Source organism: Paenibacillus sp. 8b26 (genome assembly GCF_050626875.1).
Classification (GTDB): domain Bacteria; phylum Bacillota; class Bacilli; order Paenibacillales; family Paenibacillaceae; genus Paenibacillus.
On record NZ_CP192445.1, the window covers coordinates 2,385,678 to 2,412,402 of the forward strand.

Sequence of the window (26,725 nt, forward strand, 5' to 3'; positions counted from 1 at the left end):
AAGTAGGAGGGAAGCAAGTTTAACGGTTCAAGGAAACCCTTGCACCGTCTGCCTCGGCGAATGCCGAGAGGCTATATAAGAAATAAGGAGGACAAATCTTTGAAAACTCTTGTTGTCGTGACACACCCAAGCATAGAAACATCCGTAATTAATAAGCGATGGGTAGAAGAACTCAAAAAATATCCTGAAAAGTATACTGTTCACGAATTGCATAAGGCTTACCCTGATGGAAGCATAGACGTAAAAAAAGAACAAAAATTGGTTGAATCACATGGTAATCTTGTTTTGCAGTTCCCTATATATTGGTTTAATTGTCCGCCTCTCCTTAAAAAATGGCTTGACGATGTTTTAATTTATGGGTGGGCTCATGGTTCAAATGGAGGAGATAAATTAAAGAATCGCAAAGCTGCTTTAGCTGTATCTGCCGGAAGTAAAAAAGGAGATTATGGTTAAGATGGAAGATATCACTATACACTTGATTATTTATTATCTTCTTTTGAAACTACCTTCCTATACTGTAATGCAAATTATCGTTCGTTCTTTGCGTATTATGGTACGGAAAACGAGTCTGGTGAAAATGTGCCTGATACAGAAAATGAGCCGTCTGTAAGCGAATTGGAAAAAAGCACACTAAATTATTTGAGTTTTCTTGACAATCTGTAATAGTTAGCTTTATTAAGACTGCTATAAAAAAGAAGTATTTCCCTGTTCAGGAGATACTTCTTTGTAATATAAACAAAACAACTATGCCTACCGCTGTACAGCCTCCAGAGCTGGCGAAATGTTTTTCTCTCCCCACTCGCACATCATATTTAACAATGGAATGAGAGAAAGACCACTTTCAGATAATGAATATTCAACTTTTGGAGGTATTTGGGGAAATTCCTTGCGTATGATAAGCCCATCTGCCTCCAGCTCTTTTAACATGATGCTTTGCGTTTTAAAGGAAATGGTACCGATACATCGCTTCAGCTCATTAAACCGCATTACCTTATTTTCAGACAGCCAATACATAATGATCATTTTATATTTACCGCCTATTAAGGACAACGTGTATCCAAAGCCAGTTTCTTTTAGTTTCACGCCAGTTGGAATATAGGTTTCGCGCACAAGTTACACTCTCCTTTTGGTAAGTATATGATATAAATATGCATACTTTATAATACATCATTATGCAATCTTATTGAAAGGATGTAAATCGCTATAAAATTTGATATATCCTAAATTTGAATAAATTTTAGAAACGGAATGGGACCGGAACGATGGCAGCGCGAACGCGGAGGGCGAGTGTTGGCCAAAACAGGAAACGGTTAGTTGAGTAAAGATAACCTTTTTGTTACTTCTTCAGATATTCGATTCACAATGGAGAATGTATCTAAATAACCCTCTATGACAATGTCTGAACTGGGTTTAACTGTCCTTTCCATTTTCAAATAAGCCGACCTTCCCTTAACTAAATAGTTTTTTAACTATGACAGCATAATTAACTAGCTCATAAGTGAATTCCATTTTTGCTCTAAGTCGTTGAGGTAGCCTGCGCTATTGCGATTAAATTTTTCGCGTAATATAACGCTGGTTAAACGCTGATCCCACAATGTTTTTCGAGATTTATAGCGAGTAAAGCAAACTGAGCGCAGTCGTGAAATGACATGTTCCTGGCGCAGTGCATCATTCACTAATACGATCATTTCACCATTGCGTATGATGTAGCTGTTCCAATTACGAAGTCCCGTAATACGACGGTGACTAGCCTTCGTCCGTCGAAAGAATTGCTCTAAGTCATTGTTCGTTCTTGGAATGTAGTAATAGTCATAACAAGTGAACAAACCTTTCCAAAACCCTCTGGAAAAGTTAAGTAATTTGTTAACCATTAGCTCGTCACTCTGATGCGTGTAGGTTTGTTTCACCCATTCCAGTAGCAGGGACAGTTCCCACTCAGCCGTCTCACTACTTTTGTCTTCCTCAGGAGTGAGAATGCTAGCGATATGTTCCAAGGGTTTCACTAGCCGCGAAACGGCTGTATAACTAGGTTTTAATTCTTCAATTTTACTGAATATTCTGACAACACCTTGAAGTAAATTAGGCTCTTTTTTTACTCAAGCATCTTTGTAAGGAAGCTTGTATGGCTTGTGCACGTTCATAAATAATTAATCCAGGAAGCTCCAATGGTGGATCTCCATCTTCAAGGAGCAGAGCTCGAACGGCTGCCACATATCCCTTAGCAATCTGCGCTTCGGTCATTTCAGCAGGTTGCGATTCTGACTGTTCCGTTTTCTCTGTTACAAGCGCTTTGGATTCAACTTGCTCTATTTTTCGTTCGATGTCGCGAATCCCGCGCATGCTCTTTTTGAGTTCCATTTTTAACTTGCGATCGGCGTCGACAATGGGCTTAGCAATGTCTTTCAGATAGTGGTACTGACAGTACTGGTAAGGCACATCTGGCAAAAGTGTTTCAAATGCCAGCCGTATGGATTTTGCCCATCACTTACAATACCTACGATTGGATACCCTAGCATCAGGATGGGTTCGATAAGTGTTTTCAATTCTTCCGCAGTCCCGCTCTTCATATTTTGTGCGGTAAGCACGGTTCCACTGAATACTTCTCTTAGTACATAAAGTGTTTCATTGCCTTTTTCAGGCTGAACCCCATCCATGGAAAGAATGACGCCTCCATTTTGTTCCGTTGTTTCTGCAAGGACTTTGTTAACATGATCATCTAAACTCGCTGAAAGCAAGATTTGATAACGTTCGTACAAATTTTGAGCATGTCTTTCACTCGTTGGAATGCCTTGTTCGTTCAATGCTTCGGCAACTTCTGCAACCGTTCGATGTTGCTTAAAGCGTAGTTTCCCAACGAGAGCAAGCACGTCATATCCATACGAGGAATGCTTCATGCTAAGCATCTCAGCTTCAGCAGATTTATACGCAACGCCTGCGTGTGCGCAGTCTGGATTTTTACAAGCATAAGCCATGCTCCATGCATGGATGATTCCGTCTCTTGTGACAATCTTTTTCTCCCATGCGGTATGGGTTCTCCGCAATTTAGATTCACAGTGTAGACAATTTTTAAACTCAGGTCTGAAGTAAACTCTGGGCGGCACCCAATCTATTTTTCTCAAGCATGAAGGTCATCTCCTAGGGTAAATTCTGACCTATATACCTTCGACAGAAGACTGGAAATACCTGCTAGTTAATCTTGCTGTAGTAGAAAAAAAGAAACCGCCCCTATTGGAGACGGTTCCTGTTCCGGCTTGCGTAGTCATAGGCCCGAAGCATCGGCGCTCAAGCCCATGAAATATATAATTTAGATGAAAATAGTGCGAGTGATGATAACCAGCAAAATGAAGAGTACCAGAATAACACCAGTGGAAGTCCACATGCCGTAGCCACCACCGCCACAACCTCTGTCTACTTCACCCATCTCAAATTCCTCCTCCCTCCGTTGATTACAAATACATCGCCTGATTTCAATTCAGATTGTTAACAACGAGTTAGATAACAAATGCTTTAGAGATGATAACGAGCAAAATGAAAAGTACCAGAATCGCTCCTGTAGATGTGAAAGCTCCATAACCAGCGCCTACTCCAGACATACTGATTCCTCCCTTCATGGTTTACAAAAGCATCTTATGCGTATGTTGCCAACCATGATAGGTACAGATGCCGCGCCTCCCGCCCAAATGTAGGTCATTCGCTTTGGTTCCGTTATCCTTCATGCGCCAGCATGCCGTGATACAGCAGGCTTCGCGTCTGCTTGGCAAGCACGGATGGACTTTCGCGTCCAGTCAGCAATTTGGTTAACGTCAACCGTTCAATCAAGCCAACGACGCATTCCGCCGTCAGCTCCGGGTCCAATTCCTCACGGCAAGAGCCCCATCGTTGTGCAGCAAGCAGATTTTTTTTAATATGACCTGCCATTTCTGCCTTGATACGCACCGAGTCTGCCGCCTGGTAAAATCCGACACGGGTTATCGCCGGATTATTGGATAACATACGAAAAACCGATTCCAGAAACACTTGTCCCTGGCTCAAAATTTCAGCGTGGCTTTGCTCCGGCTCCACCTTCATACATTGAACCGTCTCATTCACCAACACTCGGAAGCTCTCAACAAGCTCCTCATACATTTGCTCCTTACTCTCAAAATGAATATAAAAATCCGGCTGCGTCAATCCCGCACGCGCCGCGATCGAACTTACCTTGGTCTGATAAAAACCGGTCTGAGCGAACTCCTCAGCCCCCGCCTCCAGTAACAACCGTCGACCTTCCCGACTTCTGACTCCTGCTCTCGTCACGGTCCCTGCCCCCTTACTCCACAAATCTATCGTATTATAAAGTTCCCTTGCGGTAAGAACAATGGGCTTGAGGATGATATATGCCTGTCCTTCCAAAGTCCTAATACAGAAGAAATGAAGGTTTTGAAAATATAAGGGCATCTCCCTTTAAGGTAGTATTAACCAATTAGACCGTGAGCAAGCAAGAATGATGACGCCGGATCAGGGGTGAGGACAAAATTTGTGCATCATTTCAATGGTTGTCAGATCATCATCCAGCCCTCGGTTTTGCAAACCGTCGATAATCTGTTGACGCTCCTGATCTTTAATATTCTGTCCGAATTTGAATTTGGCAGTCCACTCATCCGGTACAATCTTGATCAGCGCGACCCCTTTCAGACGTGAAGCATACCGGGGATCGCTGGCATCAATATCATCATAGCCGCCTTCCGGTTGCAATTTACTCATAAAAATGGAAAACGCAGACGCCTTTTCTTCCAGTTCCACTACCTGCTCCGCATGACCACGCACGGTAATACTTTTAAAAAATGAAGTCGCCGGACATGCCATATGTTCATCCGTAAAATAAGATGGAATTAGCGCATACTCTTTGGCGGCGGAAAAAGTGACCCGGTTGTCATTCTTCATCCGTTCCATCTTCTCTCCAGCACGGCTGCCATGAATATAAAAAACACCATTTCCATAAGCAAAATTCAGGGGTACAACCCGCGGAAACCCATCCTCGCTATTCATGCCCAGAAATCCGAAGCTGACCTCGCTCAGAAATTGCTCTATTTCCTCTTCTTCTGCCACCGTAAATTCTTTTCTTCTCATGGATCATGCTCCTTTCGTCTATTGACCAGCGATACATTTAAGATTATGTTGAAAATGGATCAATGGATAGATCCAATATGATTGAAAATGAGTAGTCCAATGAAGGAGAATGATATGGATATTACGATTGCTTATCAGCGTGCTATTCAAATGTATCACCATAAATATTTGGCATTGTATCATGCCCTCCGGGAAGGAATTCTGAACGGTTCACTTGCCAGCGGTACACGCCTGCCCTCCAGTCGTGATCTGGCTGTGATGTATGAAATTTCGCGGGGCAGTGTTGCAGAAGCCTACGATATGCTGTTGGCGGGAGGATATGTGGAAACGGCGGTAGGCAGAGGGACCTTTGTCATTGAACAGACAGCGATGCTACCGGACAAATCACAGATGGATGAGCAAAACAGGCAAGCACCTTCTGTAAAACAAACTCCCCCAGCTCTGTCAGCATGGGGACAACGGATCATGCAGATGGAAAGAGAGTCACAGCCGTCTTCTGCTTCTGCCGTGAATGAAGATGAGGCTCCACAACCCTTGATTTCTTTTCAGGCAGGAAAAGTCGTGTTGGAAGGCAGTTCACAGACCGCATGGAAAAGCGCAATGGCTGCCGCTGGAAAAGACCTGCAAAAGCCTTCGTCTGCCTTGATGACAGCACCGGTGAATGGCGATGAATGGTTGCGCGAAGCGATTTGTCAGCATGTTGGAAGAACACGGGGAATTGCGGCCCACCCGGACCAAGTCGTATTATGCAGTGGTTCCATGGAAGTGATAACGTTATTATGCCAGTTGCTTATTAATGAGCAAGATCCAATCGTGCTGGAAAATCCCTGTTACCCCGGTATCCACCGTGCGGTTACTGCATCGGGCGGACTGGTACAAACTGCTGAGATGGATCAGCTAGGAATTATCCCGCAGGATTGGGATTCCAGCTTGCTGTTTGTTACACCGGGACGACAGTTTCCAACCGGAGCTGTATTGCCATTAGCACGCCGTCAACACATTTTGCAATGGGCGGTGTCCCGGGGCGCGTGGATTATCGAAGATGATTATGACAGCGAATTCCGTTGGGCAGGACGACCGATTGAGCCGCTGAAAGCACTGGATCGCGCGGATTGTGTAATCTATGTCGGTTCCTTTTCCAAGAGCATGTTCAGCAGTCTTCGACTGGGCTACGCTATTCTGCCCGCTGCACTGGCCCAAGCGCTGACCGCCGCCAAACGACTCTATGACCCGCTCCCCCCTGCCCGTCTGGAACAGCGCGCACTGGCACGCTTTATGATGCGCGGCGATTATGTTCGCCATCTGCGCCGGATGACCCGGATGTACAGATCACGCTACGACGTGCTCCAGCGTGAAATGCAGCAGTTGAGTGGACTGTTCCACTGGCATCAGACCGACTGCGGCCTGCATGCCTACGCCATCTGGAAGCATGAGCCTGCTCAGTATCACCATTTGATGCAGGCAGCACGGTCTTTCGGAGTCACATGGCGTGATGCAGCCGATTACCAACTGACACCAGGCCCCCCATCTGCCTGTTTTATTTTTGCCCATTTAACGGAACACCAAATCATTGAAGGCATTCACCGTCTGAGCCAGGCTTGGGATAGTATTAAAAAATGAGTGGCACCTTCGCCTCAATCGACCTTGGCACCATATGAGCGCAAGAAGGATAGAGCTTGGTCTCGATCCATCCGTGCACCTTTGACAATAAATGCTTTAAAATCGACTCCATCCATATTAGCACCACGTAAATCGGCTCCCTGTAGCTTGGCATGAGCTAAAATAGCTCTGGTCAGGTCACAATCTCTGAGGTCTGCCTTCTGTAGATTGGCATCCGAGAGATCCGCTTCATAAAAGCGTACTCCTCTCAAATCCTGCTTTTCCAGACGGGCCTGCCGCAAATTGGTATAAGACCAATCCCCCTGAACGAGCGTAATGCCGTCTATCTTTGCTTTTGAAAAGTCTGACCCCGTCATTTTACAATTGCTGAATTTGGAGACGAACAGGTTGGCTTCAATAAAGTTACAATTTATAAAAGCCGATTCAGTATGAATGGAACCGTTCAACAGCGCACCTTGAAAATCACATTCGATAAAACGACATTCGCTGGTCATGATTTCCTCCAACGAACCGTTCGTAAACGTACAACGTTCAAAGGTGCAACGAATAAGTTCACCATCCCTTAAATCTTTCCCGCTATAATCAATGCCCTCATATTGCTGCTCCTGATACTGAAACATCATGGGTCCCCCTTATTTAATAACTAGCCCTAACAGCCCCACAAAAGACGAAGCTTGATGCGGTGAGATCATGCACCCATCCAGGTCTTCAATATCCACCTGTAGTCCATCGAATTCACAATCGCTCAGATCAACCCCCTTGAGCTTGGACCCCGACAGCATTGCCTGATCCATATTGCAACGGGTAAAAGAAATTTTTTGCAGCGTCAAATGGTAAAGGTCGGAGCTTATCAATGAACAATCCTCAAAACCAACGTGTTTGAAATTAGCAAAGCGAAACATCGAATAATCTCCTAAGCAATCCAGAAAACGAACATTTTGGAGTCTGCTTCTGGAGAAGTCTGTTCCGAGCAGCTTGCAATTTCTGAACTCTACCCGGTGAATAAAGGAACCGGAAAAGTTAATATTGGACAGATCGCATTTATCGAAAATAACATCTGTCCATTCACTTTCCGGCAATGACGATTCCATAATAGTCACATTTTTGAAAATCATCTTCTCAAACGAAACCCTGGTAGCTTCCACACTATCCATGGTCATATCCTCTACAGACCCCGTGTTAAATTCATCCTTAGATCGTAAGGAGTACATTTCATCGGTTAATACAGGTAAGTCTGAAGGAATTTTCGGCAACTCTATCTTAATTTCCATAGCTATCTCCACCTTCTGAGTGCTTATTCCGGCATATGTCTAGTTTATATGATGATGCAGCGCAGTAACAATGGCTTTATACACGTACCTGAAAAATGAAAAAAGCCGCGCTACCCAGAGGGTCACCGGATTTCGAATCTGTCATCTATGCACCCGAATATACGAATCTATTTTCTATCAATCTCCACACATAGCGTAGCAAAAGCATGTCTGTCACATATATTAACGTTGTGAGTATACTCACGAACCTTTTTTTAAGGAGGTTGATAGCATGGCAGTACAGCTATCCAATAATGTGTTCTCTATCTCGGTCGGAGATTACGGCGATATCTCTTCCTTACGTCTGGTAGGAGACACATTCAATACGAACTATGTCATGAACAGCTCCAATGCACCCAAACAAAATACGGCAGATGAAAGTAACGAGCACTTCCAATCAACGCTGGAAATCGGACATTGAGGGCTGCCGCTGCCGTTTAACGAGTATTGGTCTGGCGGCATCGGGCCTTATCTACTGCTTGTCCCTGATTCCTCTACAGGCGCAGGTCTTGAATATCAGGACCTGCGGAGAGTCGAGGAGCACCAACCGTGGCTATCTTTCCAACACCAGTCTGTCGCTGGCTCCAGGCGAAAGCAAAACGTATGCCTTTAAATTTTACAAGGTAGCCAGCTCGTATGCCGAAGGGGCAGATTAAACGGATGTAATTATTTTATGCCATTAACTGTTTAACTTGTGAATGATTCGTGCCGTGAATGATTTGCATCGTGAATCATTCACGCTATATAAGCCGATCTTAAAGGTTACCAATATTGCCACTGCGCAGATGGATGGTGCTTCCGAAGCTAGCCTTCCTATGGAAAGCTTTTAAAGCGACCGCTTCACCGGGATGATTAGCGGCAGCTTTTCCACCTGTAGATCATTAGCTCCGTCTAATCCGCGTTGTTCTTGGCTTCAAACGTGCCAATTCCTCGCTGGTGAGCTGTCTTGTATAAGAGCGTGGAGATGATCCTGTATCTACTCTGCGCACCCTGCCTGCCCCGACGGGGCGGGCTACCCGTGTGTTGAACGCCTGCATGAACCACTGCACCGGGAAAGCAATGGACAGACGACCGTCTGCCGTGCCTGCAAAATTGACCGCAGCCGCATAATTATCCGACCGTCTCAGCCAGACAGAGCCGGAATCCCCGGGCAGAGATACAGGATTGGTACCTTTAATAACGGTCTGATCCTGGAAGGTCAGCAGCCCCAAGCTTCCGCCGTAATTAATTTGCAAATCCGTATAGACAGACTCCACCGTGCCATTCACTAATCCGGTCGTGCGCCCCACCTTTTTGAATTTTTCTCCCACACGATAAGCGGTCACATGGCCCGGAACTACTCCTACCGTAGCGTAACGCGGACTGAGCAAGCTGTTGCGAGTCGGCAAGGAAAGCGCCGCATCAATGAAATTGGTTCCCTTTGGGTTCAGGCGTATATACCGATACAGCCGCCCTATACGATCTCGGGTATCCGTCCCCCCATCGGCTCCGCCTGGCTGAAGCGTGGCCTCCCGATTGTCTATATTGGACGGGTTGAGTACATGGTTATTGCTGAAAAGATAACGTGTAGCCGGCGCTCCAGTTGGGGCAACGATGAGTCCGGTTGTACCGGAGCCTTCAATCGTCCCGACACTGTAGCCGGCGATGACCGGGCGTATACGCGTCATGTAGTCCGTAGCATGGGCTTTCATCTTTCCAGACTTTACAATCCGGACAGGAACGCTCGTTTGCTTGCCTAGTGCTGTGGCCGACAGAAGTCCGGTAGAGGCCGTGGCCAACCGATCTGTGTACACAATGACAGCGGCTCCCCTTTTGGGACGAGCAGGGTCCCTATACCCTACGCCGATGCCGTGGACACCAGACATTTTTAAGACTTGCTTGGCCATCCGCTTTTTCACTTGAAGGGCGGCCGAGAAGGTAGCCAACATAATCATCCCCTTTTACATTCAGATGAAATATTGTATGGCTAAGGCCGCTCCGCGTTCCATTTGATCTTACGATCGCTGCGCTACCTACCGCCGTAAGATTCAAGTCTATATAAGTTGAATTCGAAAAATCCCAAAAATTATTATGTATATATAAAGTAAGCCATTGAAAGGTATACAAAAATATCCCAAAAGATGATATACTCATTTCCGAAATTGACATTTTAGCATTTGATTCTGATGTTCCTATTTTAAATAGGTTGATATCCTAATACGTTTCCTTTAAAGGGGTGGTTAATTTTGTCCAATACAACCACGATACTCACAGAACTGATGAAGTACATGAAAGAAAAAAAATTAGGTGTTAGCGATTTAGCCAGGGCATGCAATATGAATCCCGGCACAATTAGCGGTCTCGTTAATGGAAATCGCAAGTTCTCAGTCTATCAATTGGATAGATTAACAGAAGCGATGGGGCTTCCCGTCGGTTATTATTACGAGCGTTATATTTCTGAGTACTTGGCCGACGCCAATCCCAACTGGCGTAGGATAAGTCCGTTTTTGGAAAGTTGTGCAAAATTGAACAAATTGGATTGTATTCAGCAAGTCGTGAATATGTTATTGGACAAGTTAAGCTATGCTACTCCATTATTTGAACTGGCTGAGCATTTTTTTGAAGACGGTTTATAGGGGCAGCGGCTATACTTTATGATAATGTTGCTTTCAGTGAAAATAAGCAGCACTCAGAGCGCTTGGCCATATGTCAATACCGTCTGTTTCAGAGCAGACAAGGGAATGACCAGGAAAAAAACTATGAAGCAGCCGTGCAGTTCGGAACCTACGTTGATCGTTTGGACGAACTGGATCAGCTAGATGGTTTAAAGGCTTTAGCGAATACATATCGTTCGTTGCGTAAATGGGACAAAGTAGAATTATTCGCTAAAGCTTTGGGAGAAAAGGCTGAGATTCAATACAAATTGAGCAAACAGCAACATCGTGTAAAAAAAGAAAATTCAAAGCAACCCAGCTTCCCTTTGTTTGCTTACTGGGCATTCTCACATTTACTTCGAGCACAAGCCTGTGGCGAAAGAAGAGATTATGAACAGGCATTTTATCATATTAAAAAGTATTCTAATTTAAGCTGGGTAACGGATACGGATGAAGAAACCTTGAAATGGAAAAAGAATTATGAGGATTGGGCAGTAGTCAATATGTATGTAAATAAGCTTCTTTCGGGCGAAAGGAACGTGCTTCCCGATTATGTAGCATATATTTCTTCAAGAAAAGATGAAGTTCTTCCCGCGCTTGATAACATCCTTCAAGCCGCTAACCGATATCATTTTGATGTAGATGATACTCTAAAGCAATTCGAAGCGGATATTTCATCTTATCTGGAGCAACAAAAAGTTAAAAGCTTTTATACTCAACGATTCATAACAGAACGCTTTATACATTTTTCGAGGGAATTGTCGATTTACTATTTGCGTAAAGGAAGGTTTTCAGATGGATTTAGATTTTTATTAAATTGTATGGAGAAATCTGTTGCAATCAATAACAGGATACAAGCAATGAGGTGTATGAGACTCTTTGTGTCTTTTAAAGAACACGCACCTTCTGACACAAGAACATTTTACAGAAAATTGGCTAATGCTGTGGGTGAAGACGAAGAGTAAGGCCCTTTTAGTAACTGTTCTGATGCTAGTAGCTGTTGTAACTGTCCCCTTACAATTTCAAGATAAAGGGTTCAGCTACCAACCGACATGCCATGGGGAAATGTAACCTATTTTAGATGAAGTGAATTAAGGGACGTACTCTCAGAGTACGTCTTTTTTATTTGGAATATATAGAACATGTACCAAACGTTTACTTTTTATTGGATTCCACATGAGTGCTTAAAATAAAAGCACAAAGGAGGAATTGTGATGCAAACCGACAACATTTTGAGTCACCATGTAGAAACAGCTAGACAAAAACTGCATGATCTCCAAAATAAATATGGCTTTGGTCACCCTAGTGTCCTCAAACAATCCATGGTTCTGGATGAACTTATCAATCAATATCAATACACTTATTATAGACATGAAAAAAAGCCGACTGTGCAGATTGGGGTGAGTAACCTTTGGTGGTACAACTCACCTTTTATGTAGTGCATAATCTGAGTGAAGACATCACTCCTCCGATTTATTTTTGAGAAAATGTACATAAGTTACCTACTTAATACATGATGATGGAATCCTTCGTAGTGAAAAACTCCATTGGAGTATCCGTGTTAATGCCAAGTCGCCTTCTTATTTCTATATAGGGATCACAATTCTCCCCAAACTGTCTAAATTTCTTACCATTAACGCGTCACTTAATGTGTTCACTCCTTCAATTTTCATGATCCTCATTTTAATAAATATAGTAATATACGCTTTGAATAAATTAAATTTCATAATATAAAGGATAAATGTGGTAATATAATGCTTTAGTATCATTTTACATTTTTTTCAATATAAAAATACAAATGATACCTTATATATGTTACTGTTGTGTAGTAATACAAAAAATAGAAAAGGACGTGCTAGTATGTTAAAATTGAAAAACACAGCAATTATCCTTACAGGTGTATTAGCTCTTACGGCAGTAGCTCCAATGGCGGCTTCTGCCGCACCAGTTACGGGGATTGAAGTATCGAAGGATCATGGAGGTATAGTTATCCAACAAACTGGTCAAGAGGTACATTCGGTTCTTGGTGGGACAAGTCCAACGATGGACTTAACTGTTGAAAAAGGTTATGGACATGTAAAGATTAAAGTGAAGAATACAGGGACATCAAATCTCACTTGGAGCTTGCAGGGTAACGGGAAAGAGTATGTCTATAAAACTGTTGGCAAAGGAGACACATTAACGTGGACTAGTCTTAATTCATTCCCTAATGGGATGCCTTCAGGGAAATACGTAATTCAATTCAGAGCCAACGGTAACGAAGTTAGAGGCGAAGCTTGGGGTACTACTGGTCAGTACACAGGAGACATTAGCTAACCATACTTGGGATTTTAATTAACTAATATTAATGAAAAAGAAAACTATTTTAATCATTGTCGGAGTCATTTTAGCGATCTTTATTATCTGTTTCTTTTTAAACCTATGGGTGGTCAATAACATTCGTGTTGTCCCTTCCTAATAACTATGAACAAAAAAATTTAGAAAATTGTAGGGTTCTCTGTTTTGGGAATTGTTTTAATCTACATTTTCTTGGTTATTGTAGGAATTTCTCAGCTTGTTACTAACGTAACACCATAGGACTAGACTTTATGCTTTTTCGTATTTACAGTTGAATTATTGTAGGCCCTATCACAGCGGTCAAACATAAAAGACTTCCTTAATTATAGGAGGTCTTTTGTGTTAGCGGTAGAAGTAGCTAGACAACAACTGTATGACCTCCAAAATAAACATGGCTTTGGTCACGCTAGTGTACTCAAACAATCCATGGTTCTGGGCGAGAAACTTGTGATGAGGTCGCTCGCCCATTTATTGAACACTTAGTCTTACTTAGGGGGATCTAATTCAGTCGTCTTACTTTTAAGGAAAGAGACATACGTTGGTGAAATCTTCAATAGCTGCGCGTAGGTTTTCATGGAAGCACCGGGATATTGTTTCATGAGGTCTAACAGGAGCTTAACCATTTGTTCATCAGATACATTTTGAATATCTTCTGATGTAGAAGGTAGCTGATTCTCTGGGATTGGGTACCCTTTGAGGCCATTTGCACAGTAGATACATACATAAGATTTTTTGAAGCGAATGAGTTGTTTGTTTCCCCCGCATAGGAGACATGATTCACTTTCTGATCTACGCATAACAATAGCGCTTTCAGTTATGAAAAACTCCATTTCTGTATTCTTGTTGATACCCAGTCGATTTCTTATTTCCACTGGGATTACAACTCTCCCTAGGCTATCTAAATTTCTTTTCATTGCCGCGTCATTCAAAGTATACACCCCTCCAAGACATATGATCCTTATTTTCATAAAGATAGAAATATATGCCTTTGATGAGAGAAATTTTATAAACGAAAGGATAAATGTGGTAGTATGGTACCTTAGTATGATTTTACATTTTATTCAAAATAATTATACAAATGATTCCTTATCTATGTTACGGTTGTTTAGTAATGAAAGAAGTGGTTAGCGAAAAGGTCTTTGATAACTACTCAAAAGCTGTTGAATCTGTAAATGAGCAACTTAAAAGTGGGATTCTGCAAACAAAAAAATGGGAACTTGTCGCAAATCCTAACTACAAAGAGATTGGTACGAATATGTATGGTAATTGGTACTGGTGGGGGTATGCATTAACTCTCTCGGATGCTGAGACAAAGCAACAAATAACAGCGCACCATCGGTAATACTTAGTAGTGGAGTTTCGTTGGTGCTAAATCGTTTGAAGGCTAACGATAACGGAAGAGGTGTAACTATTAATTTTCACCCCGGATACTTCGAAGTAACAAGTAACTGAGAACTGAGGCATACTAAATGAATATATATTTGCTTGTCTTTTTTATTGCAATCATTGCTGGCAACATGCTATTTAATATCTTTAAGAAAAGCCAAGCCAAGGGGAAGGTAGTAAAGCGCCTGATGTAGTAACCATTATAGGATTAGTGATCGGACTGGCGTTAGGCATCACTCCTGTCTTTCTCAGTGGCATACAAGAGTGGACTTGGCACACTACAGTCCTCGTGCTTGGTTCTGCTCTTGTTATTGGACGCATCCTGTATGGCTGGAGAAAAGGCAGAGATAATATAACAAAAAATTGAGATATCCTACTTCGTCCCAAGGGATAAATACAGCAATTGCAGTAGGATATTAACATAAAAGAACCCTGCCTGGATTCACTACAGGCGTTGGTGTAAGCTTTGGAGTTGTCTCCTTTAGTGGAACTGGCAAAGTTGACTATACTTCAATTTAATTTTACGATTTAAAAGTTTTTAGAACCATAGCGAATAAATCCTTCAATTGTTCATAGAATGGTTGGAGGATTTATTACTACGAACTAAACAGATCTTCAGCCTTTAATTGGAGTTATTATATAAGGATAATCATGAATTGAAGGGAGATCAGTTATGATTGCATTCTATATTATTGGCACCTTCGTTGTTGTATGGGTACTGTCTTGGATTTTGGGAGCAATAGGTATTAATATTTTTGAAGGACCAAACGCTAGTGCACTTTATTTCTATGGATCGATAATAATAGGCATTCTTCTTAATATAAATGATGAATTAGGAGATAACAAAAACAAGCAGCAAGTAGATAAGGAGTCTGTAAAATAGATTGTGTAAACTCCTAAACCCAGTAAAATGGAAGTAACAATACATAGACAAATACGTCTAGGATCAAGGAGGTACTTCATGGAACAATCTTTTTCATCAATATTGACATACAGCATACAAGCAATTGCGATTTTACTCGTTATCTTTAATATATTGAGAAGAAACGAAAAAAAAGTGGGGTGGGGATCACTTTCACCCCTTTTAGCTCTTCTTGGCATGGCTGTTTCTTTTGAATTTGGCAATTACATATTTGGCGATCAGTTGCTCTCCTTTTTAGGATTACCCGCATGGTCTAATGCTGATAATACTGGGTTTCACTACACCATTTTTCTATCCAGTATCTTCTTTATTCCTAGTTTAATCATTGGATACAAAAATCCTAAAGCATTTGGAGCTAAAATCGGAAAATGGGTTTCTAGTATATATCTACTTTTTATAATCATTTCGCTTTTATTTTTCATCATAAGCTAATTTACCGATCAGTTAAAATATAAAAATTCTAAAGAGGGAAGGAGTTGTTAGTAATGACTTTTGCTCTGACTGTTGTTCGGTGAAAATAAAGTATTAGACTGCCACTGTTATCATTCAACTATCGTTCTTATTTTAGTTTATGACTGATGTGAATCTTGTTCATTCCCAAGCCAATTAGGAGTTTAAATCCGAGTATTTCTTCAAGTGCGGTTGGGTCTCACGTAGATCTCTCACACCTTCCGAATAATGGGCGAGTAAAATACGTCACTATGCATATGCTGAATTTTGTCCCAGTTGCCAGGATTGGTCGTGTCTGGAGAGCCGTGCTCCAGAATGGCTTGATATAGTGCGGTTTTTTCTTCCAAATGGGCTACGTGCTGTTTGGCTTCTTCGAGCTTAGCGAGCGCCGCTTCTTTATGCTCCATCATGAGAGCGGAGCGTTGCGAAATGGTCGAATCTCCTTCGAGACAGAGATCGACGTACCTTTTTATGACTTCAATCGGCATACCAGATTGCTTGAGGCATTTAATGCCATGTAGCCAGTTAATCGATTCTTCGTCGAACATCCGAATATTATTTTGATTGCGCTGTACGCTTGGCACCAGGCCTTTATCCGTGTAAAAGCGTACAGCGTGCTCAGTTAGTCCCGTTATTAGGGCTGCTTCTTTGACCGTATGCATGTGAATCCTCCTCGGAAAATAAATTTTTAAAGATGCCTTGACTTCGTGTAACACGAAGGTCATAGGCTTATTGTAATGCAAATAAGCCGTAAGTGGAATCCCTCTCTGCTGTTCCTGATTCAGGGGTTACGCGCCGTTTGCTATTAGACATTTGAACATTAGGAGGAATTATAATGCAAACCGTAACATTAAACAATGGTGTAAAAATGCCGATCATCGGCTTTGGTGTCTACCAAGTTCCGAATGCTGAAGAATGCGAGAACGCGGTATATGAAGCGCTGATGGCTGGTTACCGCCTGATTGACACCGCAGCCGGTTATCTGAACGAGGAAGCGGTCGGACGCGCGATCAAGCGCAGCGGTGTACCGCGTAAGGAGCTATTCATCACGACCAAGCTTTGGGTTCAGGATGCTGGTTACGAGAGTGCCAAGTTGGCGTTTGCCAAATCCTTGAAGAAGCTTCAGCTCGACTATCTCGATCTATACCTTATTCACCAGCCGTTCGGCGATTACTACGGCGCTTGGCGTGCGATGGAAGACCTGTACCGCGAAGGCAAGATCAAGGCGATCGGTGTCAGCAACTTCTTGCCTGACCGCCTGATGGACCTCGTCGTGCATAACGAAATCGTGCCCGCGGTCAACCAGGTCGAAACGCACCCTTTCTACCACCAAATCGAGAGCGCCGCTTTTATGAAAGAGCAAGGAGTACAGCACCAGTCATGGGCCCCGTTTGCTGAAGGACTTAACAACTTGTTTGGCAACGATGTGCTGGCCTCGATCGCAGAAAAACACAACAAGTCCGTAGCCCAGGTCGTGCTTCGCTGGCTTGTTCAACGTGGAGTCGTTGCTATTCCAAAATCCGTGCGTAAAGAGCGGATCGTCGAAAACTTCAACATTTTCGATTTTGAGTTGAGCGCAGGCGATATCGAACAGATTTCCACTCTCGATACGCGGGAAAGTCTTTTCTTATCGTACCGCGATCCGGAAGTCGCCAAGATGATGGGCAACTGGAGAGTCGAACTGTAAACCTTGATCGAACCGTAAACTCATCACGCGTTTCTCCTCATCTAATAAGAAAGGACAAGGAGGGTTCCCCTTGTCCTTTTTCTGTACTTGATTGCAAAATCCAAGAATAGTAAAACTGCTGCTAAGGGTGCAACGAAATCTACACTCCTACCATTACAGGTAACACACAGAACCATCGAGACATCCATAATTATCTTGCCTGCTGAATAGAGCGATGCCAGTCCAACACTTTATTTTCTTTGGGCAACTGTAGCAATAATCGGTATTATTTTTTTCGTTGCTCTTTTTAGTTATTTATTTATTGTCATAAAAAGGTGGCTCAAAAGGGATCGCAACAAATCGTATCATCGGTGATAATTACTGTATATAATGAACTCGTAAAATACACATGAAAACAGAGACTTTCCAGTCCAATTTATATAGGAAGGATCATAATATGAATATATATTTGCTTATCTTTTTTATTGCAATCATTGCTGGTAGCTTACTGTTTAATATCTTTAAGAGATCTAGAGGAAAGGACAGCAAAACTCCAGATATAGTAACATAGGCGCATCAGGTACACATTAATAAAGGGAGCTGGTATTATCTATAATTCATTTACTTCAATATTTTTCGTTGTACTTGCTATAATAATTCAAATAACGATACGAAAATTAGAACCTCGGATAAGTAAGAGAACACTGATGAAAGTAAGAATTGCAATAATAACAACAGTCCTGCTTATCGGAGTCGTGTTGTATATCATTGACCCTCAGTGGTGGATCATTGTAGCTTTTGTATTCTCCTTTGTAATCTTGTTCGTGATTACTGCTATTTTTTTATTGAAACGTTGGCGAGAAAAAAGTTGAATCAGAAAAAAAGCCTTCCTTGTTGATAGGAAGGCTTCCCACTTTATCCCTTAATTGCTCCCTCCGCGATGCCCTCCATGATGAATTTTTGGAAGAACGAATAGATCAAGATAACCGGGATGGAGGTCAGCACAAGTGCGGCGAGAATGAGCGACCATTCCTTGTTATACTCCCCGAAGAGCATATTTGTCGAAAGAATCAGGGTGTAGTGGTTCACATCCGTCAGCATCAACAATGGAAGTAAAAAGTCGTTCCAAATCCACAGGAAATCCAAAATCGCAATCGTAACAGTGATCGGCAGCAGCAAAGGAAATATAATACGGAAGAACGTTTGGAACTCATTACAGCCATCCATCTGTGCCGATTCCTCCAGCTCACGCGGGATGGATTTGACGAATCCGTGATACAAAAAGATCGCCATATTCACACCCAAACCGATGTAGATCAGTGCCAGACCATACGTACTGCCTTGGACGGACAAATCTTTCGCCATCCGTGTAAGCGGTATCATAATGGAGTGAAACGGTACCAGCATGGATGCGACAAACAGGAAGAAGATCGCACTGCTCATTTTTCCCCGTGTACGAGAAAGCTTGTAGCCCGCCAGCGCAGAACAGATCACGATGCCGCCTATTCCGATAAAAGAAATGAGCGTGGAATTAAGAGCACTGTTCAGCAAATGGGTCTTTTGAAAAGCCTGGCTGTAATTTTCAAAATGAAGCTTCGTCGGCAGCGCCGTAAAGGATGCGAACATCTCACCCTGCGTTTTAAAGGAATTAATCACCGCCATGTAGATCGGGAAGAAGGACACCACAGCGCCCACACAGAGGATCAGCGTAATCAACAAGGAGTTGGCTTTTTTCAGACTCATGCCTCCACCTCCCTCTTCTTCATCACACGTAACTGGATCAGCGTGAAGATCAGCACGATGGCGAACAAAATAACGGATTTGGCGCTTGCATAACCATAACGGAAGTTGTTGGAAAACGCCTCCTCATAAATGTTCATCGTAATTACCTGCGTACTGCGCCCCGGCCCTCCACCAGTCAGTCCATAGACGACCTCGTAGACCTTGAAGGCACCGTTCAGCGTCAGGAAGAAACAGATGGTAACCGCATGGGTAATCATCGGCAGCGTCACACTTCTTAACGTCTGGAACGCGTTCGCCCCATCAATAATAGCGGCCTCCTTCAAGCTTTGCGGTACACCTTGAAGCGCAGCCAGATAAATGATCATCATATAGCCGACACCATTCCAGAGCGACACAATAATGATCGAGAAGAAAGATACCTTCGGATCGCCCAGCCACGATTGGCCCAAAAAGGCGATAGCTGTCTTTTCGGCAATCTGCGGCAGCACGGAGGAAAAAACGAACGTCCACATAAATGCGCTAATAATGGTACTGATCATATTGGGCATAAAAAATATCGTCCGAAAAAATCCTTTGGTACGTGTACGTGATTCAATCAGCACCGCCAGAGCTAACGCCAGCACATTTTGCAGTACAATCATGACCAGTACATATTTGAGCGTGAACCAGAGGGAATTGAGAAAATCCGGGTCTTCCTTCAGCGCCTCGACAAAGTTTCCCAAGCCGATAAAGCTGTAATTCGGATTCAATCCGTTCCAGTCTGTAAAGCTGTAGTACATGCCGCTGATCGTCGGAATAAGCAGGAAGATGGCATAAAAGATCAGCGCCGGGGCGGTAAACGCCAGCAGCATCACGTATTTTTTATAGATTTTAAAGGGCATGGAGTCTCCCCCTCCTGATGTATTTCTGTAGGTTTCCGTTACTTGTTCACTTTGTTATACGATTTCCATGCCTTATCCAGCGCCTTAATCACGTCATCCTGCGAGAGCTGGCCTGCATAATAGGATTGCAGCGATTTACCTGCCTCATCCTTGACCGCTTGCGGGATGGACGGATCTTGATACGACTTGCCTGCTTTCACATACTCGGTAGCGTCATTGACCCAAGGATAGCTTTTGAACGTATGCACTTTAGAGATTGGGTTGAATTTCAATGATTCATAGAACGCGCTGGAATCCTTGTCATCCAACACATAGTTGACAAAATCGAGCGCAACCTCTTTATTTTTGCTTGTAGAGGATACAGCCAGCGAAGTCGAAGTGGACAGATTGATCAATGTCGCATTCGGATCGTCGTTGATCGGCAGCGGAGCTACCCCAAAATCCATCTTCGGATCTGATTTCAAAATCGTTTCCGCAAACCACGGTCCTTGAATCCACATTGCTGCTTTCCCCGCAGCAAAGGCCGCCGATCCGTCATCCCCGCCAATTTCCAGCGCCTTGTCTGTACCGTTGCTGTTCACCAGATCAATAATGTCGAACATACTCTTCATTTCGGAAAAAGAGCCTTTGTCCTGATTCATCTGGTCGATAAAATCCTTATTCTGTGTGTTCATCATCGCACCTGCTGTCAGCGGCACGAACAGCTGTGGAATCCAGGATTCCTTGTAGGACAACAGGAACGGCTTCACATTATTCGCTTTCAGCTTCTCGACCACAGCCTTCATTTCGGTCAGCGTTCCCGGTGGCTTCAAGTCCAGGTCCTTAAATATCTTTTTATTGTACAAGTAGCCCCATGAAATCGTTTCCAAAGGAACAGCCACAACCTTGCCGTCTTTCGTCGTCACCGAAGGCTTCACGCTATCCATTAATTTGCTGACAAATGGCTGCCCGGACAAGTCCTCCAAATAGCCCGCTTTATAAAACGGAGGAATTTCATTCACTGCATGCAGAGCGAACACATCCGGCGCATCGTTGGATGCAAGTCTTGTCTTCAAAATTTGTGCGGCATTGTCGGAAGGCGGCATCTCCAATTGGACCGTAACGTCGATATTTTTATCTTTCTTTTCCTTCGCTACGAATGCGTTAATATATTTATCGTAATGCTCCTTCAAACGGGGCTGTGCGATAAACATTTTGAGATTAACCGTTTTACCGTCTCCACCGGAACCGCTGCTGTCACTACCTGAAGAATTCGCTCCGCACCCGGCCAACAACGTGCCAACCAGCATTGTGCTCAATACACCTTTCCACATCTTCATGCAAAATGACCTCCCCTAAGTTGAAAATAACTGTGACCCACTGGCTGCTAATTCCTTTGTACTATTCGTTTTGTATACGCTTTCATTATAGGATGAGAAGTCACTTCTGCCATTGGACACCATTAGCCTGTTGGGTTGGATTTTTTTAAACTACGGCTGTTAACAGCCTACATCATTGCTCCTTCCTCATTTCACCGGGAGCCATGCCAAAATGTTTTTTAAACACCCGGTAGAAATACGATACGTCCTCATAGCCCGCCATCTCCGCCACCGCTTTAATCGAAATCTGTTTATCTGCCAGCCACTCGCGCGCTTTTTCCATTCTCCGCTGTACAATATAGTCCGTTACATTTTGACCATACTCCTGCTTGAATACCTTGCTCATATACTCCTTGCTGACAAAAAAGTTTTTCGCCAGTTGCTCCAGTGTAATCGGCTCGGCAAAGTGGCTGTCCATATAGCGCCGAACCTCCTCCAGATTCAGCTTGTTCTTATACTTCCGCTGCCGAATGAGCTGCTCCAGCTCCTGCACATAGCATGTCGACACGAACTCCAGCGCACGAACCGCAGAGGATAGCGTGTCCTGCGAAAGCGGAAATCCAGCCTTGGCAGTGGGCATATCCAGCCCGTTGGACGCTGCCAGCTCTTTAAGCTGGGAAAGAAGCTCCTGCACCAGCCTGCCCAGCATATGTTGACTGGGTTCCCCGTAGCTCTCCAGCTCCTGCAAGACCTGCTTGCACGTCATTTGTACGCCTTCCCGGTTCAGCTCATTAAAATAAAGTCGCAGCAGTTGCTTATACCGGGACAGCTTGTGGAAGAACTCATAGTCCAGCTCCGCCGCCTCCTGCTGCTGTTCCGCTGCCTTGGCTTCCAGATCGTCTTTGCATTTAAGCAGCACCGCATTCAGCTCGACGGGATTGACGGGCTTCAACAAGTAATCGACGGCCTTGTACCGAATGGCATGTTTGGCATACGCGAAGTCGTCATAGCCGCTCACGACAATGATTTTCATATCGGGAAAATGGTTATTCAGCGCTTGCAGCAGCTCCACTCCGTCCGCGCCCGGCATACGCATGTCGGTAATCACAATCTGCGGGGATAATTCCCCGGCCAGCCTGAACGCCTCATCCCCGTCCTCAGCCTCACCAACCACCGACATTCCAAGCCTTTCCCATGCGCCGAATGTCTTTAGAATATCCCGGTTCCACGGCTCATCGTCGACAATTAATACCCGGATCATCCATTTCCCTCCCCTGCTGATGTGAATGGAATGCGGATGGTGACACGTGTACCGATTCCCGGCTCACTGTCTATCGTCACCCCGTAATTCACTCCAAAATTCATCCGTATCCGTGAAGCCACATTGCTTAATCCGATATGGCTACCCTGCGCCCAGATCGGCTCCTCCGATGCATGTTCCAGCCGTGCCCGTACTTCTTCCAGTCTGTCGGGTGCCATGCCGCTACCATTATCGCAGACTGTAATGCATATGTCTTCTTTCATAATCTCCACCCGGATTCCCACCCGCCATGCTCCAGCCTTACGATCCAGACCGTGCTGAAACGCATTTTCCAGCAACGGCTGAAGCGACAGCTTGGGCAGACGAACATCCAGCGCCTGTTCATCGGTCTCCACCTGAAACACCAGTCGTTGCGGAAACCGCCGCTGTTGGATGCGCATATAGTGGCCTACATGGTCAATTTCCGCGCGTAAAGAGGCCATATCCTGCGGCTCCCGTACCACATAGCGGAACATCTCACTCAGCGACCGAATCACCTCATACGTGTCCTCCGGCTTTTGGGAAAATACCATGCTTCCGATCATTTGTAGCGTATTTTGCAGAAAATGGGGGTGAATCTGCGCCTGGAGCGCTTTTAGCTCAGCCGTCTTTTTTTGTAAATTCATACTGTATTCCGTCTGGATATGCTCGCGGATTCGTCCTGCCATGCCATGCAGACTTCTTTCCAGCAACCCAATCTCATCCGGGCGTGTACTGGGTTCTCCGGCAGGTCCCTTGATCATATCCAGCTCCTGCACCGAACGCGCCAAATGAACAATCGGACGTGCAGTACGCCAGGCAATAAAAACAGCAATGCAGATCGAAACCAATATGGAGATCCCGCCTATAATAATACCGTACAGCATGGTCGAAAAAGCGCTGTGGTTAATGGAGGAAGTAGGTACGATTTTGACCAGCCGCAGCCCTACCACATCCAAATCATTATAAAATACATAATTACCGGCTGTCTTGATCATTCCCGGACCCGACCGAACATCACGCAGTGCTGTTAGTACCTCCGCAGGAGGCGACTGGTGGGCCTGCGACGGATACATCACCTTTCCATCTGAACCTGTAATAAAAACCTGATGCTGGTCTCCCCGCCCCAGCAAACCCAGCGTCTGATCAAATTGGGACCACAGCACATCCAGCGAAATAGCTCCCGTCTGCTTCTGATCTTCAAAACGCCGAATACTGCGCGTCAGTGTAAATCGTTCCGGGTCAGCGTGGCTTGTGCGAATCGAATAATCCTTATTCGCTTTCCACATCTCGGCATACTGAGGGGGTATACCGTTCACCGTCGTAATGTCATTTTGCATACCATTGAAGGTAAACAACGTTTGCGGCTGCTTCAAATAGAGCTGGATGCCGATCACATGGCTCCCGGCCGAATAATATACATTCGCCAGCGTATTGAGCATTTTTCGCTGTGCATTAAATTGGCTGGAAAGATTGCCCGGCTCACGCTCATTCAAATAATCACTCAGATCGGGACTGATCTGAATGCTGTAAATCAGGTGGTTCAGACGATCTAACTGGTCGCTGATATAGACTCCCGTCCATTTCATATTGGACATGTTCGTCTCCACCACTTCAGTTTCCATCGACGCTCTGCTCTTTTCAGCAGCCAGCACCGTGACGGCGATGACCGGCAACACAGAAAGGACGACCATCGTCAAAATCAGCTTGAGCTGAATGCTGCGTCGATACGGGGCTGTCAGTGCCCGAAACCAGCGGACTACTCGGGTTGGCATAGCGATGCTCTCCTCTGTTCAGCCATATGCGAAAACGCCCCGCTATACGCAGGGGCGCTCATTTTCCGGGTATTCCCGGCTGGACACATATATGATTTCATTTATATGTCAATTTCAGCTCATTACTCATCATTTACGCTTCTTCGATAATTATAACACTCCAAGGCTCTAATTGAAGCGTTTGTCCTTGAGTAACTATCTGCTCCCCGATCAGCTCCTTGCCGTCTCCATGCGGATACACAACTGAGCCTGCTTGTTCGGAATAGTTAAAATAATACCGAATCGTCCGTTCCAGCTCATTGGTACCGGATTTAACAATGATCGGATACGACGCTTCTTGATCCACTCCCCACACTCCCGCCTGCTTCGCGACAGTACGGAATAGTTCACGAATGACCGCCGAGCTTACGACACAGCCGATGTAGGTCGCCGTTCCCTGACCATAGCGGTTTTGCGTAATTGCGGCATATTTGCCCCAGTGCGGATGGTCGTAATAGGCCAACACCTCGGCAGTTGTCGGTGTAATCAGCTCCATCCACGTATCTACCTTATTCTCCTCTGTTGCCACTTCAAAAGGATTATCCTTGAGCGTTACATTCTTCGGCTCCACGAACAGGCTGTAATGAATGCCGCAAGCTTCGCTAATCACGCCCGGCTGCCGGGAGGTTCTCACCTGCACATGCTCATCGGTAAACCCGCTTCGGAACGTGTATACCACATGACCGCCGTTTTCCACATAACGGTTCAGCTTTTCCAGTAACGCATTCGGTGCAGAGTAGAGAACGGGTACGATCAAGAGATCATAGTCGTCAAAGGACTCCGTACCCGGATGAACGATATCCGTACCGATATTCAGCTTGTACAGCTCGTCATACAAGCGACGTACAATGTCATTGTAATTCAGCGGACTATTCATATTGAACTTGAACCAGTCAATCGACGTTAACGCTTCGTTACTGACGAGGATCGCTGTCTTGTTTTTCTTTTTCAGGTTTACTAGATGAGGGGATAATCTTGCAAAATCCTTCCCAATCGTCTGTGCTTCCTCATAGACAGGACTAGGTTCAAAATCATGACTCAGCAGACCCTTCCAGTAGGTTTCGAAGGAATTATGGATGGAATGCCAATGCCAGTAGGCCACCATATTGGCCCCGGAAGCCAGATGACTGAACGCTTGCAGCCGCAATTGCCCCGGATAAGGAACCCAATGGGTAAAAGCCTGCGCTTCCGTTTCCAGCACCAGATAATTATTATTCTTCGTGGAGCGCGCCACATCACCACCGAAGGAAATTTCAATCCCGGTCAAATCATCCTGTGTTGGATGGTAGATATCCACCCCCGTCACATCAAATGCTTGGGATGCCGCAAAATGATCCACATCCCGCTGAACGCCGAAGGAATGGCCTCTCCACTCAAAATCAAAGTTTTGCGTAACAAACTGATCTTCCCGCTTGTATTCATTCACGAGCGCGACCTGCCAGGCGAGGAAATCCGTGACCAGCTTGCGCTGGAATTGGGAAAATGCTGCGCCCAGGCTTCCATTAATCGTCCCAACCACGGAAGGGAAATCCTCCCAGCTATTGATCCGATTGCTCCAGTAATCAAGGCCAAATTTGTGGTTCAGCTCTTCCAGTGATTCAAATTGCTCACGCAAATGCTTAACGAATCGCAATTGTACATTCGGCCCGCTTGTGTTGTAATGCTTCGTTTCGTTATCCGTCTGAAAACCGATGACCGCCGGATGCTGACTCACCCGCCCAATTAGCTTGCGTATAATTCGCTCGGCATGGAACAGGTACACCGGGTTCGTAATGTCCATAATCTGACGGGCCCCGTATTTCCCCGGTCCCTGAGGGGTTGTCGCCAATACGTCAGGATGCTCCTTGACCAGCCATGTCGGTACAGCATAGGTGGGCGTGCCCACGATGACCTCAATGCCCGCCTTATGCATTGCGTCCAGCACCCGATCCACGGAGGTGAAATCAAACACTCCGTTTTGCGGTTCATGCGTACTCCAGGTGGATTCGGCAATTCGAACCACGTTGATGCCCGCATCCTTCATCATTTGAATATCTTGGTCCAGACGGTCATAAGGCATATATTCATCATAATAAGCAACACCATATAGCAGCTTTTTCATCAAGTCGTCCTCCAATATGTTCGTAGTAGTGTGTCATGTTATGCGCATTATTTTTAAATGCCGTGGCTTTTATGCGGTTTTGACAGAGATTGAACGGCTATGGGTAATTGCCAGCCATGCGAACCTGTCCGCTCTGCGGTACATTCGGGATATAGCCTGCAAAAGCCAGCGCATATCAT

25 protein-coding genes and 3 pseudogenes are annotated in these 26,725 nt (G+C 44.6%); 10 read left to right on the forward strand and 18 right to left on the reverse strand.

Going from position 1 to position 26,725, the window contains the following annotated elements:
* The first annotated feature begins 99 nt into the window (after positions 1–99).
* Positions 100–663, forward strand: a pseudogene (locus tag ACQ4MX_RS10785) (NAD(P)H-dependent oxidoreductase).
* Positions 664–750: 87 nt separating this feature from the next.
* Here the strand turns inward: ACQ4MX_RS10785 and ACQ4MX_RS10790 are convergent.
* From ACQ4MX_RS10790 to ACQ4MX_RS10820, 7 genes are all read right to left on the reverse strand, one after another.
* Positions 751–1,110 (reverse strand): winged helix-turn-helix transcriptional regulator, encoded by a 360-nt coding sequence (locus ACQ4MX_RS10790; RefSeq protein WP_431090526.1) that lies wholly within the window; start codon positions 1,108–1,110, stop codon positions 751–753.
* Between the two features lie 377 nt (positions 1,111–1,487).
* Positions 1,488–1,994 carry a hypothetical protein gene (locus tag ACQ4MX_RS10795; protein ID WP_431090527.1) on the reverse strand — a complete coding sequence of 169 codons (507 nt, stop codon included), beginning with the start codon at positions 1,992–1,994 and terminating at the stop codon, positions 1,488–1,490.
* Between the two features lie 85 nt (positions 1,995–2,079).
* The gene (locus ACQ4MX_RS10800; RefSeq protein WP_431090529.1) at positions 2,080–2,445 is read right to left on the reverse strand and encodes a hypothetical protein; all 366 of its coding nucleotides are present in this window, start codon (positions 2,443–2,445) and stop codon (positions 2,080–2,082) included.
* A complete protein-coding gene (locus ACQ4MX_RS10805) occupies positions 2,403–3,119 on the reverse strand; it encodes a transposase (RefSeq protein ID WP_431090531.1) in 717 nt (238 codons plus the stop codon). The genes ACQ4MX_RS10800 and ACQ4MX_RS10805 overlap by 43 nt, the downstream gene beginning before the upstream one ends.
* Before the next feature lie 372 nt (positions 3,120–3,491).
* Positions 3,492–3,593 (reverse strand): hypothetical protein, encoded by a 102-nt coding sequence (locus ACQ4MX_RS10810; RefSeq protein ID WP_014599460.1) that lies wholly within the window; start codon positions 3,591–3,593, stop codon positions 3,492–3,494.
* A 112-nt stretch (positions 3,594–3,705) separates the two neighbouring features.
* Complete coding sequence (locus ACQ4MX_RS10815) at positions 3,706–4,293, reverse strand: TetR family transcriptional regulator (protein ID WP_431090533.1); 588 nt, start codon at positions 4,291–4,293, stop codon at positions 3,706–3,708.
* 201 nt (positions 4,294–4,494) lie between these two features.
* A complete protein-coding gene (locus ACQ4MX_RS10820; protein WP_431090534.1) occupies positions 4,495–5,106 on the reverse strand; it encodes a pyridoxamine 5'-phosphate oxidase family protein in 612 nt (203 codons plus the stop codon).
* Positions 5,107–5,220: 114 nt separating this feature from the next.
* Between ACQ4MX_RS10820 and ACQ4MX_RS10825 the strand changes: the two genes are divergently transcribed.
* On the forward strand, positions 5,221–6,726 hold the full coding sequence (locus ACQ4MX_RS10825) for a PLP-dependent aminotransferase family protein (RefSeq protein ID WP_431090535.1): 1,506 nt from the start codon (positions 5,221–5,223) through the stop codon (positions 6,724–6,726).
* Between the two features lie 14 nt (positions 6,727–6,740).
* On the opposite strand, the gene ACQ4MX_RS10830 is transcribed toward ACQ4MX_RS10825, so the two are convergent.
* Positions 6,741–7,346 (reverse strand): pentapeptide repeat-containing protein, encoded by a 606-nt coding sequence (locus ACQ4MX_RS10830; protein ID WP_431091302.1) that lies wholly within the window; start codon positions 7,344–7,346, stop codon positions 6,741–6,743.
* 12 nt (positions 7,347–7,358) lie between these two features.
* Positions 7,359–7,997: a pentapeptide repeat-containing protein gene (locus tag ACQ4MX_RS10835; protein ID WP_431090536.1), complete on the reverse strand. Its 639-nt coding sequence runs from the start codon at positions 7,995–7,997 to the stop codon at positions 7,359–7,361.
* A 271-nt stretch (positions 7,998–8,268) separates the two neighbouring features.
* Here ACQ4MX_RS10835 and ACQ4MX_RS10840 point away from each other — a divergent pair.
* Positions 8,269–8,656, forward strand: a pseudogene (locus ACQ4MX_RS10840) (hypothetical protein); the annotation flags it as partial.
* A 261-nt stretch (positions 8,657–8,917) separates the two neighbouring features.
* On the opposite strand, the gene ACQ4MX_RS10845 reads toward ACQ4MX_RS10840, so the two are convergent.
* Complete coding sequence (locus ACQ4MX_RS10845; protein WP_431090537.1) at positions 8,918–9,964, reverse strand: hypothetical protein; 1,047 nt, start codon at positions 9,962–9,964, stop codon at positions 8,918–8,920.
* Positions 9,965–10,261: 297 nt separating this feature from the next.
* On the opposite strand from ACQ4MX_RS10845, the pseudogene ACQ4MX_RS10850 reads away from it, so the two are divergent.
* From ACQ4MX_RS10850 to ACQ4MX_RS10860, 3 genes and pseudogenes are all read left to right on the forward strand, one after another.
* Positions 10,262–11,634: pseudogene (locus tag ACQ4MX_RS10850) on the forward strand (helix-turn-helix domain-containing protein).
* A gap of 249 nt (positions 11,635–11,883) precedes the next feature.
* A complete protein-coding gene (locus tag ACQ4MX_RS10855; protein WP_431090539.1) occupies positions 11,884–12,108 on the forward strand; it encodes an aspartyl-phosphate phosphatase Spo0E family protein in 225 nt (74 codons plus the stop codon).
* A 421-nt stretch (positions 12,109–12,529) separates the two neighbouring features.
* Positions 12,530–12,985 (forward strand): hypothetical protein, encoded by a 456-nt coding sequence (locus ACQ4MX_RS10860; protein WP_431090541.1) that lies wholly within the window; start codon positions 12,530–12,532, stop codon positions 12,983–12,985.
* Between the two features lie 506 nt (positions 12,986–13,491).
* Here the strand turns inward: ACQ4MX_RS10860 and ACQ4MX_RS10865 are convergent.
* The gene (locus ACQ4MX_RS10865) at positions 13,492–13,935 is read right to left on the reverse strand and encodes an AbrB/MazE/SpoVT family DNA-binding domain-containing protein (RefSeq protein WP_431090542.1); all 444 of its coding nucleotides are present in this window, start codon (positions 13,933–13,935) and stop codon (positions 13,492–13,494) included.
* A 182-nt stretch (positions 13,936–14,117) separates the two neighbouring features.
* Here ACQ4MX_RS10865 and ACQ4MX_RS10870 point away from each other — a divergent pair, with 182 nt between their 5' ends.
* The 3 genes from ACQ4MX_RS10870 to ACQ4MX_RS10880 all read left to right on the forward strand — a co-directional run bounded on the left by ACQ4MX_RS10870 (position 14,118) and on the right by ACQ4MX_RS10880 (position 15,746).
* On the forward strand, positions 14,118–14,348 hold the full coding sequence (locus tag ACQ4MX_RS10870) for a hypothetical protein (protein ID WP_431090544.1): 231 nt from the start codon (positions 14,118–14,120) through the stop codon (positions 14,346–14,348).
* A 717-nt stretch (positions 14,349–15,065) separates the two neighbouring features.
* On the forward strand, positions 15,066–15,275 hold the full coding sequence (locus tag ACQ4MX_RS10875) for a hypothetical protein (RefSeq protein ID WP_431090545.1): 210 nt from the start codon (positions 15,066–15,068) through the stop codon (positions 15,273–15,275).
* A 78-nt stretch (positions 15,276–15,353) separates the two neighbouring features.
* Positions 15,354–15,746 (forward strand): hypothetical protein, encoded by a 393-nt coding sequence (locus tag ACQ4MX_RS10880; protein ID WP_431090546.1) that lies wholly within the window; start codon positions 15,354–15,356, stop codon positions 15,744–15,746.
* A gap of 230 nt (positions 15,747–15,976) precedes the next feature.
* Here ACQ4MX_RS10880 and ACQ4MX_RS10885 read toward each other — a convergent pair whose 3' ends face one another.
* A complete protein-coding gene (locus ACQ4MX_RS10885; RefSeq protein ID WP_431090547.1) occupies positions 15,977–16,426 on the reverse strand; it encodes a MerR family transcriptional regulator in 450 nt (149 codons plus the stop codon).
* A 173-nt stretch (positions 16,427–16,599) separates the two neighbouring features.
* Here ACQ4MX_RS10885 and ACQ4MX_RS10890 point away from each other — a divergent pair, with 173 nt between their 5' ends.
* Positions 16,600–17,451, forward strand: coding sequence for an aldo/keto reductase (locus ACQ4MX_RS10890; RefSeq protein ID WP_431090548.1), 852 nt, complete (start codon positions 16,600–16,602; stop codon positions 17,449–17,451).
* A gap of 894 nt (positions 17,452–18,345) precedes the next feature.
* Here ACQ4MX_RS10890 and ACQ4MX_RS10895 read toward each other — a convergent pair.
* From ACQ4MX_RS10895 to ACQ4MX_RS10920, 6 genes are all read right to left on the reverse strand, one after another.
* Entirely contained in the window at positions 18,346–19,173 is an 828-nt protein-coding gene (locus ACQ4MX_RS10895) for a carbohydrate ABC transporter permease (protein ID WP_431090549.1), read from the reverse strand.
* Positions 19,170–20,054, reverse strand: a complete 885-nt coding sequence (locus ACQ4MX_RS10900; RefSeq protein ID WP_431090550.1) for a carbohydrate ABC transporter permease — start codon at positions 20,052–20,054, stop codon at positions 19,170–19,172. The genes ACQ4MX_RS10895 and ACQ4MX_RS10900 overlap by 4 nt, the downstream gene beginning before the upstream one ends.
* Before the next feature lie 38 nt (positions 20,055–20,092).
* Entirely contained in the window at positions 20,093–21,373 is a 1,281-nt protein-coding gene (locus ACQ4MX_RS10905; RefSeq protein WP_431090551.1) for an ABC transporter substrate-binding protein, read from the reverse strand.
* A 172-nt stretch (positions 21,374–21,545) separates the two neighbouring features.
* Positions 21,546–22,613 (reverse strand): response regulator, encoded by a 1,068-nt coding sequence (locus ACQ4MX_RS10910; RefSeq protein WP_431090552.1) that lies wholly within the window; start codon positions 22,611–22,613, stop codon positions 21,546–21,548.
* Entirely contained in the window at positions 22,610–24,406 is a 1,797-nt protein-coding gene (locus ACQ4MX_RS10915) for a sensor histidine kinase (protein WP_431090553.1), read from the reverse strand. The genes ACQ4MX_RS10910 and ACQ4MX_RS10915 overlap by 4 nt, the downstream gene beginning before the upstream one ends.
* Positions 24,407–24,539: 133 nt before the next feature.
* Entirely contained in the window at positions 24,540–26,546 is a 2,007-nt protein-coding gene (locus ACQ4MX_RS10920) for a beta-galactosidase (protein ID WP_431090554.1), read from the reverse strand.
* Positions 26,547–26,725 lie beyond the last annotated feature (179 nt).

Bases quoted from the DNA above. Each gene is read 5' to 3' on its own strand.
- ACQ4MX_RS10810 (WP_014599460.1), bottom strand. From the start codon at position 3,593: ATGTCTGGAGTAGGCGCTGGTTATGGAGCTTTCACATCTACAGGAGCG.
- ACQ4MX_RS10820 (WP_431090534.1), bottom strand. From the start codon at position 5,106: ATGAGAAGAAAAGAATTTACGGTGGCAGAAGAAGAGGAAATAGAGCAA.
- ACQ4MX_RS10825 (WP_431090535.1), top strand. From the start codon at position 5,221: ATGGATATTACGATTGCTTATCAGCGTGCTATTCAAATGTATCACCAT.
- ACQ4MX_RS10830 (WP_431091302.1), bottom strand. From the start codon at position 7,346: ATGTTTCAGTATCAGGAGCAGCAATATGAGGGCATTGATTATAGCGGG.
- ACQ4MX_RS10835 (WP_431090536.1), bottom strand. From the start codon at position 7,997: ATGGAAATTAAGATAGAGTTGCCGAAAATTCCTTCAGACTTACCTGTA.
- ACQ4MX_RS10845 (WP_431090537.1), bottom strand. From the start codon at position 9,964: ATGTTGGCTACCTTCTCGGCCGCCCTTCAAGTGAAAAAGCGGATGGCC.
- ACQ4MX_RS10855 (WP_431090539.1), top strand. From the start codon at position 11,884: ATGCAAACCGACAACATTTTGAGTCACCATGTAGAAACAGCTAGACAA.
- ACQ4MX_RS10860 (WP_431090541.1), top strand. From the start codon at position 12,530: ATGTTAAAATTGAAAAACACAGCAATTATCCTTACAGGTGTATTAGCT.
- ACQ4MX_RS10870 (WP_431090544.1), top strand. From the start codon at position 14,118: ATGAAAGAAGTGGTTAGCGAAAAGGTCTTTGATAACTACTCAAAAGCT.
- ACQ4MX_RS10875 (WP_431090545.1), top strand. From the start codon at position 15,066: ATGATTGCATTCTATATTATTGGCACCTTCGTTGTTGTATGGGTACTG.
- ACQ4MX_RS10880 (WP_431090546.1), top strand. From the start codon at position 15,354: ATGGAACAATCTTTTTCATCAATATTGACATACAGCATACAAGCAATT.
- ACQ4MX_RS10885 (WP_431090547.1), bottom strand. From the start codon at position 16,426: ATGCATACGGTCAAAGAAGCAGCCCTAATAACGGGACTAACTGAGCAC.
- ACQ4MX_RS10890 (WP_431090548.1), top strand. From the start codon at position 16,600: ATGCAAACCGTAACATTAAACAATGGTGTAAAAATGCCGATCATCGGC.
- ACQ4MX_RS10895 (WP_431090549.1), bottom strand. From the start codon at position 19,173: ATGAGTCTGAAAAAAGCCAACTCCTTGTTGATTACGCTGATCCTCTGT.
- ACQ4MX_RS10900 (WP_431090550.1), bottom strand. From the start codon at position 20,054: ATGCCCTTTAAAATCTATAAAAAATACGTGATGCTGCTGGCGTTTACC.
- ACQ4MX_RS10905 (WP_431090551.1), bottom strand. From the start codon at position 21,373: ATGAAGATGTGGAAAGGTGTATTGAGCACAATGCTGGTTGGCACGTTG.
- ACQ4MX_RS10910 (WP_431090552.1), bottom strand. From the start codon at position 22,613: ATGATCCGGGTATTAATTGTCGACGATGAGCCGTGGAACCGGGATATT.
- ACQ4MX_RS10915 (WP_431090553.1), bottom strand. From the start codon at position 24,406: ATGCCAACCCGAGTAGTCCGCTGGTTTCGGGCACTGACAGCCCCGTAT.
- ACQ4MX_RS10920 (WP_431090554.1), bottom strand. From the start codon at position 26,546: ATGAAAAAGCTGCTATATGGTGTTGCTTATTATGATGAATATATGCCT.